Origin of the sequence: Leptospira sanjuanensis (assembly GCF_022267325.1) — a bacterium.
Classification (GTDB): domain Bacteria; phylum Spirochaetota; class Leptospiria; order Leptospirales; family Leptospiraceae; genus Leptospira; species Leptospira sanjuanensis.
Genome location: NZ_JAIZBG010000002.1, coordinates 178297 through 192881 on the forward strand (window position 1 = coordinate 178297; position 14585 = coordinate 192881).

Annotated in this window: 12 protein-coding genes; 4 read left to right on the top strand and 8 right to left on the bottom strand. The window is 46.5% G+C overall.

Annotation, left to right across the window (positions count from 1 at the left end):
• Window positions 1-38 precede the first annotated feature (38 nt).
• The 3 genes from LFX25_RS18825 to LFX25_RS18835 are packed head-to-tail and all read right to left on the bottom strand — an operon-like array spanning window position 39 to window position 3461.
• On the bottom strand, window positions 39-2168 hold the full coding sequence (locus LFX25_RS18825; RefSeq protein WP_238731799.1) for a TonB-dependent receptor plug domain-containing protein: 2130 nt from the start codon (window positions 2166-2168) through the stop codon (window positions 39-41).
• Between the two features lie 6 nt (window positions 2169-2174).
• Window positions 2175-2879, bottom strand: a complete 705-nt coding sequence (locus LFX25_RS18830) for an HmuY family protein (RefSeq protein ID WP_238731800.1) — start codon at window positions 2877-2879, stop codon at window positions 2175-2177.
• 18 nt (window positions 2880-2897) lie between these two features.
• A complete protein-coding gene (locus LFX25_RS18835) occupies window positions 2898-3461 on the bottom strand; it encodes an LIC20153 family lipoprotein (protein ID WP_238731801.1) in 564 nt (187 codons plus the stop codon).
• A gap of 247 nt (window positions 3462-3708) precedes the next feature.
• On the opposite strand from LFX25_RS18835, the gene LFX25_RS18840 reads away from it, so the two are divergent.
• Window positions 3709-4473: a leucine-rich repeat domain-containing protein gene (locus LFX25_RS18840; RefSeq protein WP_238732075.1), complete on the top strand. Its 765-nt coding sequence runs from the start codon at window positions 3709-3711 to the stop codon at window positions 4471-4473.
• Between the two features lie 12 nt (window positions 4474-4485).
• Here the strand turns inward: LFX25_RS18840 and LFX25_RS18845 are convergent, their stop codons facing one another.
• Complete coding sequence (locus LFX25_RS18845; RefSeq protein WP_406600553.1) at window positions 4486-5244, bottom strand: hypothetical protein; 759 nt, start codon at window positions 5242-5244, stop codon at window positions 4486-4488.
• Between the two features lie 108 nt (window positions 5245-5352).
• Here LFX25_RS18845 and LFX25_RS18850 point away from each other — a divergent pair, with 108 nt between their 5' ends.
• Window positions 5353-6888, top strand: coding sequence for a peptidase M30 (locus LFX25_RS18850; RefSeq protein WP_238731802.1), 1536 nt, complete (start codon window positions 5353-5355; stop codon window positions 6886-6888).
• 34 nt (window positions 6889-6922) lie between these two features.
• Here LFX25_RS18850 and LFX25_RS18855 read toward each other — a convergent pair whose 3' ends face one another.
• The 4 genes from LFX25_RS18855 to queA all read right to left on the bottom strand — a co-directional run bounded on the left by LFX25_RS18855 (window position 6923) and on the right by queA (window position 11970).
• On the bottom strand, window positions 6923-7231 hold the full coding sequence (locus tag LFX25_RS18855) for a YbaB/EbfC family nucleoid-associated protein (protein WP_118957249.1): 309 nt from the start codon (window positions 7229-7231) through the stop codon (window positions 6923-6925).
• 159 nt (window positions 7232-7390) lie between these two features.
• Entirely contained in the window at window positions 7391-8779 is a 1389-nt protein-coding gene (locus LFX25_RS18860; RefSeq protein WP_238731803.1) for a hypothetical protein, read from the bottom strand.
• Window positions 8780-9062: 283 nt separating this feature from the next.
• Window positions 9063-10688: a S16 family serine protease gene (locus LFX25_RS18865; protein WP_238731804.1), complete on the bottom strand. Its 1626-nt coding sequence runs from the start codon at window positions 10686-10688 to the stop codon at window positions 9063-9065.
• Between the two features lie 217 nt (window positions 10689-10905).
• Complete coding sequence (gene queA, locus LFX25_RS18870; protein WP_238731805.1) at window positions 10906-11970, bottom strand: tRNA preQ1(34) S-adenosylmethionine ribosyltransferase-isomerase QueA; 1065 nt, start codon at window positions 11968-11970, stop codon at window positions 10906-10908.
• Between queA and LFX25_RS18875 the strand changes: the two genes are divergently transcribed.
• Window positions 11969-13417 carry a glycosyltransferase family 87 protein gene (locus tag LFX25_RS18875; protein WP_406600546.1) on the top strand — a complete coding sequence of 483 codons (1449 nt, stop codon included), beginning with the start codon at window positions 11969-11971 and terminating at the stop codon, window positions 13415-13417. The two genes, queA and LFX25_RS18875, sit on opposite strands and share 2 nt — an antisense overlap.
• Window positions 13418-13439: 22 nt before the next feature.
• Window positions 13440-14585, top strand: a complete 1146-nt coding sequence (locus LFX25_RS18880) for a glycosyltransferase family 4 protein (RefSeq protein ID WP_238731807.1) — start codon at window positions 13440-13442, stop codon at window positions 14583-14585.

Genomic DNA, 14585 nt, shown 5'->3' on the forward strand with positions numbered 1-14585 from the left:
GTTAAGAGCTACGCCGCCCTCCGAAACCGTGCCGTTTTTTAAAATTGAGCCGAAAATCCGCCGTAGTAGAAGCGAGGCCGCGTCGGGTTGTAGGCGAGTTCGTATTGATTCAATACGTTGTCCACACCGACAAACAAAGCGAAACGTTTTTCAAAGAATTTCTGTTCCATGCGGATGTTGATGATGGTGAACGGTTTCCCGTACGTGACCGGAGGATTTTCGTTCAGCTTGACTTCGGTCGGAATGTAATCCTGTCCCGCTGCGGATAAGTTGTTCGTAGAACTGTAGAACGGACGTTTGTCGAGATGTTTTCCTCTCAGGTTGAATTGAAAACCGCTCGGTGTATTGTAGATGAAGTTCGCCGAAGCCTGATGAAGCGCTCTTCCTTCCAGAGGACGGTCGGTCGTTAAGTCTCTCGTGTCAGTGTGGTTGTATCCCAATTCCAACGTGAAATGTTTTAAGAACCGGTATTGAACTCCGAATTCTCCGCCTCTCGTATATGCCTTTGCGATATTCTGCAATTCGAATTCGGCGAATTCTTTTCCCTTGTTGGAATCGAACTTGTATTGAATCAAGTTGATGATGTCGTTTCGATACAAGCTGAAAGAGAATGTAAGAAAACTGAACGGCGTGTATTCCAAATCGGAGTTGATCGTGATCGATCGCTCGGGTTTTAAGTTCGGATTTCCTTCCACTACGTAGCCCACGGCCGGGTTTTCGAAACGAAGATACAATTCCTGAAAGCTCGGAGGACGAAAACCCCGTCCGTAACTCGCTCTCCATACCAAGTTCTGGAGAATGTCATAACGCATCGCGAACTTCGGAGTCGTTTGGTTTCCGAATTGGGAATCGTCGTCGTACCGAACTCCGGGGATCACTCGGATTCTGGGAGAACGGGAGATCGTCCATTCGTCTTGAAAGAAGGCCGCCTTTCTCGTTCTATATACATAACGATTTTGTAATCGATCCGATTCCAATTCGTTCGCGAAGGATTCGGCTCCCATCGTGATAAAATGTCGGTCGGAAGCTTCCATATCCAATTGAACGGTTCCCTGAGAAGTGAGTTCGGCGTTCAACTGTTTTACGTCCAGCTCGTCGGAACCTCGTTGGTTATTGTAGTATTTGTTCTCCCATTTGGATATATTTCCGCGGAAGGAGATCAGATTCTTTCTTCCGAATCCGTATTCCAAAGAACCTGTCGCTAAAAAGTCGTGCGTCTTGTTGTTTCGATCAAAGACGGCCTTGGACTGAGTTACGTCGACTCCGTTCTGATCCCTGTGTTGGTAGAGAATTCTCGTTTTACCCTTGAACTTTCCGTCCGGGTTAAAGGTAAGATTCATCCCCGCGTTTAAGTCTTGGTATGCGTTTCCGGTCGTCGCCTGCGAATCAGGAACCAATCGATATCCAGGATTTTTATTATAACCTGCGGATACTGCGCCGCTCACCATCTCGTTGCGGAATCCCATGTTGGCCGTGGTATTGAATTCTCCCTCGGTATTGAAGTTTTTCCGACTTCCGTTTCCGTATGTCGTCCGCATTTCGTAACTGAGCTTTTTATCCGCTTCCCTCGTAATGAGGTTGATGACTCCTCCGATCGCGTCAGCTCCGTATAACGCCGATGAGGCGCCCTTTACGATTTCGATTCTTTCCAGGTTTTGCACCTTGAATCGGCTGAGATCCACCGCGTTGTTGAGACGTCCGGAAATTCTTTCCCCGTCTATGAGAATAAGAACGTATTGAGAATCAAGTCCGAGCATTCGAACTCTTGATCCTCCGAAAAACGGAACCACGTCGATTCCGAGTTGCGTTTCCAAAACTTCGGCGGCGTTTCTCGCACCGCTTGCTTCGATTTTTTTACGGGAGATGACCTCGGTCGCAACCGTGGAATCTTTCAGTCTCCGTTCTCCGCGCGAACCGGTGACCACGATTTGCGAATCTTCGGGAGGTTGTCCGTTCTGGCCGTTTTGTCCCGTTTGACCGTTTCCGTTTTTAGGTTCGGTCGAGATCGTGTTTTCCTTCGCAGTATTCGTGTTCGGCGATTCTTTTTCGGAAACTTTATTGTCCTGTTTCGTCTTCTCATCTTGCGCTTCGATGGGAAAACAAAAAAGAATCAGAAACAATATCTGAATCGTTTTACGTTGAAAAATTCGGCGCATGGGAACGGTCATGAGAGGTTAGTAAGAGATCTGTTTCCACTTGATCGTAGGATATGCCGAAGTTCCTTCGGAGCTATAATAACCCGTCACTTGGAGCAGATAGTACTCGTTGCCCGTGTGAGAACGAACCACGAACAGTTTATTATTCGGTTGCAAAAAGGCTAAAGTATAGTTGAACCATTTGTTGAGAACGTCGCTTCCTACATATCTGGTTTCAACCCCTCCTGCAGCCACTTCGATTACGTTCGTATCGGGAGAAAACGCCGCGTTCGGGCAACCGAGAGCCGTGGATGTACTCGCAGCCGCGGCGTTAAAATCGGTAAGAACCGGATTGGTCAAACAAGCCGCGCCTTGGGCCGAAGAATTGGTCAATCCTCCGTTGGTTTGCAGTTTGAATCTCTGAAAGCCGATGTCCCAACCGGTCGAAACGTCCGGTACGTTGGCTTGTGCTTTATTAGAAAAACTGAATTTGATCCACACGTCATACGAAACCGCTCTGACCTTGGTCGTGAACGATCCGTCTCCGTTCGGTTCGGTGGAAAGAATTTTGGAACTGTTCGCTTCTTCGATTTGTTTTTGGATCGCGAGAATCGATTGTCGAAATGCGAGTTCTCCTTCGTCGATCGCGGGATGTTGTCTTGCGCACGAAATAAGAAGCGTGAAAATCCCGAACCCAAGCAGGGCTTGTTTCCATATCGGACTGAAGTTCGGGATCAAATACATTTTCAGTTGGCTACTATCTTATTGAATTTGGAACGTAGTCGTCGGTGGTTCCGCCGTTCTGCTCGCGAGATAGAATACGAAGTAATAGTCTCCGCCCTTAGTCGCGTTCAAAGTATACGTAAACGGGCCGTTTCCGGAGTAAGTTCCTTCACTGCCGCCGGTGTACGTGGATCTTGCGGTATCCAAAGAAGGATCCAACAACGGGCAAGAAGACGCCGTGTAAACCAGAGGAGCATTTGTATTACTGGAAGTCCCTTCGTCGAAGTCGGCAACGTTACGCCCTGTAAAAACGACTTTCGTTCCGTTTACTGCACCCGTAACTTTTACGGCCGCGATGGAATGATTCACAAAGGGAACTTTTCCGTAAACTAAAGTTTGAACGGATGTAGTTGCGGTCATTGCAGGAAGTCCTGCTACTCTACCGCCGACATTGGCGGAACAGTTGTAGCCGTTTGCCGCAAGTCCTAATAAAAGAAGATTCAATGTATCATCGTCCTTCTCCTCTTTTTTGCACTGTAAGAGCGCTCCGAGGATGAGACTAAAAATTACTGCCGTTTTAGCATACTTCTGGATGGTTCTCATAATGACTCCTTCTGTCTTTGAGAGTCATTCTGAAAATGTGAAGATGAGAGTCAAACTCAAAATCAGGCAAAAATGAGCAAAGACTCAAAACTTTAGAAACGGAATGGAGGCACGTTATTTGCAATTTGTCCCAAAATTGAATCTACTTGGATCGAAAGCCAAACGGCAAGATTCTTATCCTTCTGCCATAGGTTTTAAAAAGAATTTGGTTTCTCTTTCTTTCCATTTGGGTTTTCATCGTTGTATGATGCGATCGGATCGAAACGAAACTCGATGGAAACAAAACCGATACGCGCGCGTAGTCGGTTGCTTCTTTACGCTTTCTACATTGTTTTTCTTTCTTTCTTGTTCGCTTTTAGAAAAAGAACCGGTTTCGGGGGGAATCCCCGTCTATTCCAAAGAAGGAAAGATTCTTCGTTATTACCCGTATCAAATCCGATGGATCGGCTTTGGCGAGAACGAACTTCCCGACACGGCCAGTCTCGTCGATTTTCGGAACTTGGTTTCGCTCGAAATTCTTCATCCCGAATTTGAGAATCTGGAAGAACTCAGTTCCTTAAAGACGATCGGATTTTTGAACGTCAACGGAACCAAGGTGAAGAATCTGAGTGCGTTGAACAAGCTTCCCGCGCTCCACAGTTTGTATCTGAACGAAACTTCCGTGGACGAAAAAGATCTGAAACGTTATGCGTCCGTCGGAACTCTGACCAAACTCGGTTTGTATAAAACGAAGATCAAGGACCTATCGTTTATCGGTGCGGAATGTAAGCTGAGACAACTCGATATTCGGGAAACGGAAGTGGCTTCCTTGGAACCGATTTCGATCTGTAAAGATCTTTTGGAACTTCGAATCGGACATACGAAAATTCGGGAAATCCGCCACGTTTACGAAATGAAGGATTTGCGTTATCTCGAGTGGAGCGGTTTAAAACTTTCCAAAGAAGAATTGGATTGGATTCGCGAACAGCTTCCCTATCTCAAGCTCGTCCCTATGCACATAAATCCTTTATAATATTCGATATTTTTAATACGTAAGGGGCCCCGATTCTCCCGGGTTCGAATAAAGAAGAATGTCCCCTTTTTCGACGGGAACACCTTCCGCGGTCACCTGCCCCGTGGTCTCGATCGTTTCGAGGGCGCGGACCGGATATCGTTTTCCGTTCTCTTTTTCTAAAACGATGGACGCGTTTTTTCTCACTCGGGAAAGTCGGAGTCCCCAGACTTCTAAGATCGTTCCGCCGCTTTCCAAAACGAGCGCGCTGATTCGAGACGGATCGGAAGACGCGGATTTTCTATAAACTCCGATCGGAGTTCCCGGAATAAAATCGGGCGCGATGGATATCCGGTTGGATTGGTTCGATTCGATTTCGAAGGAAAGGTGATCGCAGTCGTACGCGCGGAACAGGGCCCATCGGTTTCCCGATTCACGATTGGTAAATACGCGGCAGGATTCGGGAATCAATCGAAAACCTCTGCTTGTCGCTTTTGCAATTCCTTCGATTCTAGTTTCTTCCCGGTTTTTGCTCAACGTTACGCTTAACTGAGTGAAGATGAATTTTCCCTTTTTTGCGGTCGTATCGAGAAACAACTGTCTTACAAAATAACCTTCTTCTAATTTTTGAATCGGAGAATAGTATTCCCCGGAAAGAACGGGGAGAGAGGGTTTTGACGCGGACTCGTTTTCGAGCCTTTCATTTCCTAAGGAACAGAATTGAATCGTAAAAACGGCAATCGCGAAAAACGAAAGAATTCTCCGCGTTTTCAGGTTGAACTTAGGAAATATTTTATCCAATGTTGATTGCTCCGGATGGAAGGCGCCAAGATGCTGACAAGTTACGGGGGCAAGAGAGAATCTCAATCAAGTTTCTTTCGTCTAAGATCTTTCATGAGAATGAATTTCGGAAAAAAACTTGCGCTTACGTTCTGGATTCTTCTCTGGATCAGCTTTTCGAACGCCTGCTCGTTAGAAAGTGTTTTCCCTTCCTTCTTTCCCTCCGACAAACCGAAGCTCGGAACGCAATACGTGCAAACCTTGATCCTAACCGCGATCGGTTGTTCTGGTCCGGGCAAGTTCTGGGTGCGCGACATTACCAAAAATTCCTCCTATTGTCTGCAGGCTAATCTCGTGGGAGAAGGAAGTTCGGTCGCGGTTTACGCCGAATACGGACAAGAACACGTTTTGGATTACGCAAACATCGTTCGCGAATTCGATCAGAGAATTTTTCCGAAAGTGACCGCCGCGTTCGGTGTTCCTTCCGATATGGATCAAAGCGGAAAGGTTCATATTTTGTTTTTGGATATTCGCGACGGAGCAAAACCGGGCGGTTCTTTCGTGGCCGGTTTTTTTGATCCTTTCGATTTTTTTGCGGACGACGCCCGATCGAGCGTACGTTCCAACACAAAAGAAATTTTATATATCGATTCGGTTCAATTGAAGGAACTCGCGGAGAAGGACGTCGCGTCCGGTAAATCGGATACTCTTTTGTCGACGATTGCACACGAGTTTCAACACTTGATCCGTTTCCAATTCGAACTTCCCGATTATCAATCGCAGAAGGCGCGGGACGAAACCTGGTTGAACGAAGGGACGAGCGAGGTCGCCAGCGATATCGCGGGTTATTCTCCGCAGACGAATCGGATTCAGTGTTATCGAGGAAATATTTCCGGAGTTTGCGCACGGGGTGTGAACGGTTCCACCTTGTTCGGTTCTGCCAATTTTTCTTCGATCGTAGATTATGCGTTCGCGTACGCGTTTATGAAATATCTGTACACCGTTTCCGGTTCGAACGTCCAGGAAAGAAATTCTTTCTTTAAGAAGACCGTTGCCGGACCCTCTGTGCGAGCTAAGGACGCACAGAGTCTTGCTGAAATTTTTCTGACTTCTCCGGCGGTGACCGCTCTTTCACCCGCGCAGAAAAACGATTTGGGTGTTTCCGGAGAAGCCGCCTTTGTCCGTTTGTTTGCCGCGTTTTTATGGTTGTCCACGGGAGAAACTTCCCTTTCGGAAGCTCAGTTGGGAGTGGACTCCGCAGGCGCGTCCAACTTCAAGTCGGCCATGGAATCGGTGTTAGGCGCTCTTCCCTTCCCCGCCACGAGCGACGGAAACGAACTGCGTAGATTGTATGAAACGCAGCCCCTTCCGTTCATCATTCCTCTGAGCAACTTGAAGCCGGGACAGTTTCATTTTATCGATCAAACACGAAGCAACACCGGAACACAACCGGCAGTCGTTCTGCTGAAGAAAACGGTTCCTAGTTTGAAGATTTTACAGGTGAACGCCGACCCGTATCGTTTGGGTCAGGCATCTCAATCGGTGGTCAGAACGGAAGACGAAGGCGAACCGCTTCTTTTACCGGAAACCGGCGGCCCGGAAGCGGTCTGTCCGTTGGATTATTTTCATTCTATTGAAAGAACTCGAAACGATTGATATTGGATTTTATCTCGGTTCAAAAATCGCGATTTTATTCCATTCCGGGAATCATTCCGCGGAACTCCGCCATTCTTTCTTCGGCGGCGGCTTGCGCGAGTTCGAGGGAACGGGTCACCGCTTGTTTGATGCTCTTTTGTAAAAGTTTCTTGTCGTTTTTTGCGAGAAGTTCGTCTTCGATCAGAATGTCTTTGATGTTCAGTTTTCCGTCGGAGATACAAGTTACGAGGTCGTTTTTGGATTTCGCTTCGAACGAGAGGGCCATGAGATCTTTTTCGAGCTTCTTCATTCTCACTCGCATCTGATTCATCTGCTTCATTGATTCTAACTTGTTTCCGAACATTCTTTGATTCCTTTTGATTTTCTGAAGCGGCTGCGATCGTTTCGAACCGGTTGCGTCGATGGGCGATTGATTTCCGTATTGCGACGAGACGGGCGAAGCCGCAGATGCCCTTCCCGATCAAATTCTTAAACCGAAAAAAACGGGCAACCAGAAAAGAAGTTAGAAGGAAAGCTCCATTCCTAAAGAAGTGAAGTATTCCGTATAATATTGGGAAAACGCAGGAAGACGGAACGGACCGACGTCCGTATAAATCACACCTTTGGAAAGATTGTTTCGGAAGTTCATGAAAAAGATCGCGTTTTGAAAGCCGGTCTTTCCGCGGAAACTCGCGGAGAAGGACCGGAGCGGTTCGTCGACTTGCGTGTTGACTCCCGTGTTTCTTTGCGAAAGAAGATTGTAATAGTTGTTTCCGAAAAAGAGAGAATATCTTCCGGCCGGATCCAAAAGCATCGTAAATCCGAGCGTAGTCGCGTCGGATTCCGGAGTGATATAAAGGCCGTTGTTGCGCGTGGTCGGGTCCGCGGAATAACTGTATCGCACGTTCAGGATGATTTTCGTAAAATCGATGAACATCGAAAAACGCGCGGCTTCCGGACTGTAAAGACCCTTGTCCTTTTCTTTGTTCAAAACGGAAGTCTGAAACGAAAGACGTTGGATCGGTTGGATGTTCGCCTGCCATTCGATCACTCTTCCTCCGCTGTTCCCCATGGCCTGATTTCTCAAAACCGGATTGTTTCCGATGTTCGGATCGATGTTCATCGCCTGCACGTTGGAAGAATGAGGAGAATACGAAAGTCGGTTCGCGGTTAAGCTCGAGTTCCCGAACGAACTTCCGGAAACGATCTTGGTGCTGACGTATTCGTTCGGTTTAAAAGCGAAACCCGCCATCGAATAACCCTGATCTTTTTGATCGGCGGTGTAGGGAAGGGAATTCCCCGTTTTTAAGATCGCCTCCACGCCGGGAAGTACGGTATAACTGAGTTCAAAGTTGTCTAACGTAGCTTGGTTGACTCCGGTGCGATCCGCCGGGCCGAACGGATCGGATTTTCTGCCGCGCAGAGAAGGAGACAATTCTCCGAACGGATTCAAAGGACGAACGGAAGAAGTCATCTGAACTTTTCCTTGTTTACCGCCGAGAAAACGCGCGCCCGTCCAGTTCGTGTTCTGATCGTTAAAGAGAGAATCGGGTTGGTTCCAACCCAGGTTGTTTCGGGAAGGAAACGGATTCCAACCGTTGCCGACTCCGGTAAAGCTCGAACCCTTTGCATCCATCAAACCTCGATCGGTTTCCCATCCCTCAAGTATGGAAGTTTTTTTCGAACCGGAGATTTTGAAGACTTGAATGTCTTTTTGTTCCTCGTGTTTTCCTTTCCAAGTAGGATGTGATTTGGAAGGATCGCTTTTTTCTTCCAGAGGAACGGATTCGATTTCGGGAAAATTTTCGGGGGTTTTGACTTGGCCGACGGAAATGAGAAGTCCGAGTCCGATAGCGGACAAACCGCTAACGAGCAAGGAGGATTGAATATTGATCGCCCCGATGAGTCTCATGTTCTAATTTTAATATCGGTAATCAGAGTCGAAGGACCAGACGCAAACATAAGTCTGGTTTTAGACGAAGATTTTATGGAGAATCGTTCAGATAGCAAACTTTTCTCCGACCAAAAGACAGGTTTGGAAATTTCTCCGTTGAGAAACATTCCTTTGCAAAGACAGAGCTACAATGATTCAAAAAAACGAGTTCTGATTTCCTTTCTTCCAATATAGAAGACGCGATACGCAGGGAAAGAAATTTTTTCTAAGATTCTGTCTCATCCTGGACGAGTTTTGGTTTCTATAATTCGTGCTCTTCTTCTTTTTTCCGGTCGATTCGTTCCTCTATTAAATGGAACAGACTTCCCTGCGGATATTTTCCGTTTTTGCCGAATTTTCCCGCCGGAATTCCAAAAACTTCCGGAATCAATTCTTCGACGTGAGAACAGGTGAAAATCTGTAATTTTCCCTTATCCATCGCTTTGCGGATATGCGAAGGGAGATTCAAGTCTCTCAGATTCGAGGTAGGAATATAAACCCGGTATTTATCCTTTGTGTTACCGACGATTTGAATCACTTCATACCAAGCGGCGATCTTCGTGTTCACGGAACCGACGGGAAGAATTTCACCATATTGGGAAAGCGCTCCGGTGACCGCGATATTGCAGGGAATTTCCAAACCGGAAAGTGCGGAAAGAATTGCGAGAAGTTCTGCGCAGCTCGCGGAATCTCCGTCGATCGGTGAATAGTTTTGCTCGAACAGAATCGAAGCGTCCAATCCGAAGGATTGGATATGAGAGAACATTCCTTTAATATAAGATTGTAATATAAAGACTCCCTTATCGTGCAAGTCGCCGGAAAGATTCACTTCCCGTTCGATGTTGATAAAGTTACCGGACCCGAGCGCGACCCGCGCGGAAACCTGATTCACTTGTCCGAAATCGGATAAGGAAGAATGAAGTAAGATCACCGAAAGACCGTTGATTCTTCCGGTTTTTTTCCCTTTCAGCTGGATCGTCGTCAAACCTTCGCGTACGCTTTCCAGATATCTTCTCTTATGAACCGCGATCCTTTTTTCGATCGTTTCGATTGCGGATTCCACGTCGATTCTCGTGAGAGTTTTCTTTTCCTTTTTGTACAGAACGAGAAGTTCTCCCACGAAGGTTTTGAGTTCCGCGAAGGAAAGGGAAAGTCTGGTTTTGCTGTCGTTCCAGCGAAGTGCGATTTCGAGTAACGTGTCCACCGCGGAAGAATCAAAACTCGGATAACCCGGTTTTTCCCAGGAATGAATCAGACCTCCGAACAACTGAAGATTCTTTTTTGTCTTCATGACGGCTTCGTACGGAAGGTGAATCTTAAACGAAAAACTATCGTAAAAGTCGGGATCGACTCCGGAAATAAAGTCCACTTCCCCCTCTTCTCCCGCGAGAATGAGCCGAAAACGCGTATTGACCGAGGGATGAAAACGGTTCATTTCCTTGGAACCGGTCATTTCCGGCAAGGTGAGAAAGTCGATTCTCCCCGTTTGCAAGACTTCCTTTACGAGAAAGTAGAGATTGGAATCTTCCGTGAGCGCGCGCATCGGAAGAAGCAGATAACCTCCGTCCGCTTCGGCCATTTTTCCGGGACGATACTCCGTGTTTCCGGGAAATCCGGCGAGCGTCAAAAAGCCCGGATGCGGATCGCAGATCACTTTGATATTCTTTTTTAAACCGGAGATGTATTCCTGAAGCAACGTGAGATTGGATTCGAGTCCCGGACCCGTGAGCAAAAGATTGGAAAAGATTCCCGGATTTTCCAAAGCCTTCGGCAAAGAACTGAGTTCCTCCCTGTGAAACGCTAAAAAATCGGGGAGCCCGTTTTTCGGTTTTTGTTTTCCCGCGTGAAGTCGGATTGCCGCTTGGTTGGAAGTTATTTTTTTGATCACTAATTACGATTCTCTCTCATGTTCTTACTACGATCAATCAATAAGTAAATCAGTATGAATTCTTTGTAGCTTCTTAGACGAATTCAAAGGGGAAAATTTAATCCTTTGAAAAAATCGATTCTTGGGCGCTTTCACAAAAGAAACTTGTTTCTTCTTTAAAACTCGAACGACATCTTTTCAAACGCCTGGACCGAAAATCAATGTTGTTTGGTCCGTTTTAAGTTCGATTCCGGTCGGATTTTTTTCTTCCCAAAATCAACATCGCGTCGCCGTACGAATAAAATCGAAAATTTTCTCGAATCGCTTTTTGATAGGCGTCCAAGATCAATTTTTTTCCGGCAAAGGCGGAAACGAGCAGTAATAAACTGGAACCGGGCAAATGAAAATTCGTGATCAGTCCTTCACAGCTTTGCAGGTTGTCATCCGGTCGAATGAAAAGTTCGGTCGCTCCCGGTCCCGCTCGGAACGTTTTTGTGTCCGGTTGGTATGCGGATTCGAGCGCGCGTAAAGTCGTTGTTCCGATCGAAAGAATTCTTCTTCCTTCTTGTTTTGCCGCGTTTAATTGCTCCGCAATCGTTTCTTCCAGGAAGAATTCTTCCCGATGCAGTTTTTGATTTTGAAAATTCTCTTCGGTGAGAGGTTGAAACGTTCCGTATCCCACTTTGAGTTCGAGAGTGCAAAGCCGGATTTTTTTCCGCCGAAGCGTTTCGAAAAGTTCTTCCGAAAAGTGCAAACCTGCGGTGGGAGCGGCGACCGAGCCGGGCGTTTTTGCAAAGAGAGTTTGATAACGGATTTCATCCTGCACGTCCGCATTTCTTTTAAGATACGGAGGAATCGGAATTTCTCCGATCGTTTCAAAATCTTCTTCCGTAAGTCCGCGCTGCGGTTTTAAAAAAACAAATTCCTCCTCTTTTTTTGCGACCGTAAATCCGAGTTTTTGCGTGCGGTTGTCCTTGAGTTCTTCTCCGAGTTTGAGTTTTTTAGAATTGCGGATTTTGCATTTCCAGAGTTGTTCTTTTTCTTCCAAGAACATCGCTTCGTGAATTCGCAACAGGGTTTTGAGATAGACTCTTCGTTTGCTTACCTTCGTGTGATTGGCGACAAGTATGTCCCCTTCTCTCAAATACGAAACGATGTTCTTAAACGAAGGTTCAGTTTTGATTTCTCCCGAGTATACGTCGAGAATCATGAGTTTGCTTTCGTCCCGATAAGCCGCCGGATAACGCGCAATCCGCTCCTCGGGTAAGTCGAACTCGAATTCTTTGAGGTCTTCAAACAACATGGTTTGCAGTGGATCCGCGAGCGGTCCGCAGGAGAATCCTTTTTTAGTTGGCTTTTCCAGTGCCGTTGAAAAGTGTTTCAGAATGCAATTGAGAGATCGAAAAACCTGGATTCTTGCGGGAACGGTTTTATTCTTCTCCCTTCTTTTTCTAAACGGAATTTCCAAATCGGGGAATCGATCGGATTTCCGGGATTATTATAACGCATCCGTTCGTTTTACCCAAGGAAACAATTTATACAACCTCGAACAGATCGACGAGATTCTTGCGAAACTTCAATCGGGTGAAATCAAAATCGAAGAGGCGTTCACTCCGAAGGTGTTTCTACAACTCAAGGATATGATGGAAGGTCTGGGCTCGTACATCTATCCTCCGACATTCGCATTTCTTCTCATACCGATTTCTTTTTTTTCGTACGAGATTGCTTCCGCGGTTTTTATGACGCTCAACTTCGCGGCGCTTTTGGGCTCCTTGTATATTCTTTCGATTCGTTTAAACAGAAAGTGGAATCTGATTTTTTTCGTCGTTTTATGTTTGTTGAATCTTCGTTTTCTGGAGAATCATCAGAACAACAATCAAGTCGGTTTTCTGTTGATCTTTCTGATTCTCGCGTCCGTACATACGAGCAAGGATTGGTTGTCGGGACTTTTACTTTCTCTTGCGATCGTGATCAAGCTGACTCCGGGAGCGTTCGTTCTTTTCTTTTTGATGCAAAGAAGATACGCTGCCGTCGTTTACACGTTTGTCTTTGCGCTTTTCTGGATCTTTCTACCCTGCGTCTACGCTCCTTCGTTTACGATCGAGATGACGTTGACTTGGAAGCAGTTGATCTTGGACAATTATCTGAAGTCCCCTTTGTTCCGCGCTTGGAAGAACAATCAGAGTTTGAACGCGACACTCGCGAAGTATTTTCTGAACTACGCGGACGTTTTGAATCAATCGCAACTCGGATACCCGATCCGGGAACTCAGCGAAACCGCGGTAAAAGGAATTTATTCTATTCTTTCCTTATTGATCGTGATTCCGTTTTTTGTCCGCGTTTTTATGAAGCGAAAAGCGGAATTTACTTTGGGATGTCTGTTCGTATTTTCGGTGATCTTCAGCGGAATTTCGTGGGTGCACGCGTTCGTTTTTCTTTTGGTCCCTTCCGCTCTGCTTTTGGATCGGACTTGGACGTTTGCGGAGAATGTGATTTTACCGGCTTGGAACAAATCGTCCGATTCGTTTTGGAAAAAGACGGTCGACTCCGCTGTTATTCTATTCAAAAAGGATAAAGTAATCTTTGCGTTTCTGGCGAGTTCCGTCCTGATTCTTCTGTGCAACCGTTCCCTGATCGGAGGCGGAACGGAAGAAAAGTTGATGATGGCTTCCTATCTTTTGTATTTCGCGATCTTTCAATACGTTCTTCTTTTGGTTGCGGCGAAGTCGGAAACCGCGGCGAAGAATTAAACTTAGGCACGACCGAAAAACCATGTCGCCGATTCGAACCAACGAACTCAAATACAAACCTAGGGTCGGAGTCGACGTCCGCCCTCTCGCGTACGGAATCACGGGAAATTCGAGATATCTTGCGGAAGTATTGCGAAGATTGATCACGAGCGAATCCCCTCTCGAATACTATCTCTATTCGAACAAACCGATTCATACGGTATTTTACGATATTCTTTCGAACGTGAATTCCCGTTTTTTTATGACCGGAAAACTTCCGGGCGTCGCTTGGCTCAACTGGACGATTCCGAAGCGGATCAGAAAAGATCGGCTCGATCTTTTCTGGGGAACGTTGCAGCTTCTTCCTCTTTCTTGCGGGAACGCGTTGACCGCGGTGAACTATCACGATCTCAATTTTCGTTCCGCGCCGGAAACGATGACGACCGCCAACTTCTGGCAGCATAGAATTCTTTCTCCGAAGACGTTGAACCGGGCCGATCTTGTGTTCTGTCTTTCCGAAAATACGAGACAAGACATCTTGAAGTTCCGCGCGGACTTGGATCCTAAGTTGAAGGTCGTTTATCCCGGAGTGGAATCCTTTCCTTCGGTTCGAGAACCTTTGCGCGAGCTTCCCGGAAATTTCTTATTTACAATCGGAACTTTGGAACCGCGTAAGAATCTCGGAACTCTCATCGAAGCGTATCGAAAATTAAAACGGCAAAATGTCTCGTATCCTTTTCCATTGGTGATCGCCGGACGTTTGGGTTGGAAGTCGGAAGGTCTGACGCAACTTCTCAAAGAAGGAACCTTGGAATCGGAAGGAATCTTTTTCGTGGAGAATCCGGCCGATGAAGTGTTGGCTTGGCTCTATCAAAAATGTTCCGCCTTTCTTTTCCCTTCGATCCACGAAGGCTTCGGTCTACCTTTATTGGAAGCGCTGCGGGAGGGAAAGATTTGCGTCGCTTCGGACATCCCCGTCTTTCATGAAATTTTGGACCGAGGAACGGATCTTTTTGCGGAACCGTTGAACGTGGATTCTTGGGTTTCGGCGCTTGCGGAATTACAAAGAAAAAAATTGCAAAGACCGTCGGTTTGGGACGCTTCTCAGTGGACTTGGGACAAAACCGCGAAAAAGATCGAAGAAGGTCTGATCGATCTTTGGAAACACAGAAAGGAACTGCATCATTAA

What these genes read in the sequence shown, in the direction of transcription:
- LFX25_RS18825 (WP_238731799.1), bottom strand. Translation starts at nt 2,168, where the DNA reads ATGACCGTTCCCATGCGCCGAATTTTTCAACGTAAAACGATTCAGATA.
- LFX25_RS18830 (WP_238731800.1), bottom strand. Translation starts at nt 2,879, where the DNA reads ATGTATTTGATCCCGAACTTCAGTCCGATATGGAAACAAGCCCTGCTT.
- LFX25_RS18835 (WP_238731801.1), bottom strand. Translation starts at nt 3,461, where the DNA reads ATGAGAACCATCCAGAAGTATGCTAAAACGGCAGTAATTTTTAGTCTC.
- LFX25_RS18840 (WP_238732075.1), top strand. Translation starts at nt 3,709, where the DNA reads ATGCGATCGGATCGAAACGAAACTCGATGGAAACAAAACCGATACGCG.
- LFX25_RS18850 (WP_238731802.1), top strand. Translation starts at nt 5,353, where the DNA reads ATGAATTTCGGAAAAAAACTTGCGCTTACGTTCTGGATTCTTCTCTGG.
- LFX25_RS18855 (WP_118957249.1), bottom strand. Translation starts at nt 7,231, where the DNA reads ATGTTCGGAAACAAGTTAGAATCAATGAAGCAGATGAATCAGATGCGA.
- LFX25_RS18860 (WP_238731803.1), bottom strand. Translation starts at nt 8,779, where the DNA reads ATGAGACTCATCGGGGCGATCAATATTCAATCCTCCTTGCTCGTTAGC.
- LFX25_RS18875 (WP_406600546.1), top strand. Translation starts at nt 11,969, where the DNA reads ATGGTTTGCAGTGGATCCGCGAGCGGTCCGCAGGAGAATCCTTTTTTA.
- queA (WP_238731805.1), bottom strand. Translation starts at nt 11,970, where the DNA reads ATGTTGTTTGAAGACCTCAAAGAATTCGAGTTCGACTTACCCGAGGAG.
- LFX25_RS18880 (WP_238731807.1), top strand. Translation starts at nt 13,440, where the DNA reads ATGTCGCCGATTCGAACCAACGAACTCAAATACAAACCTAGGGTCGGA.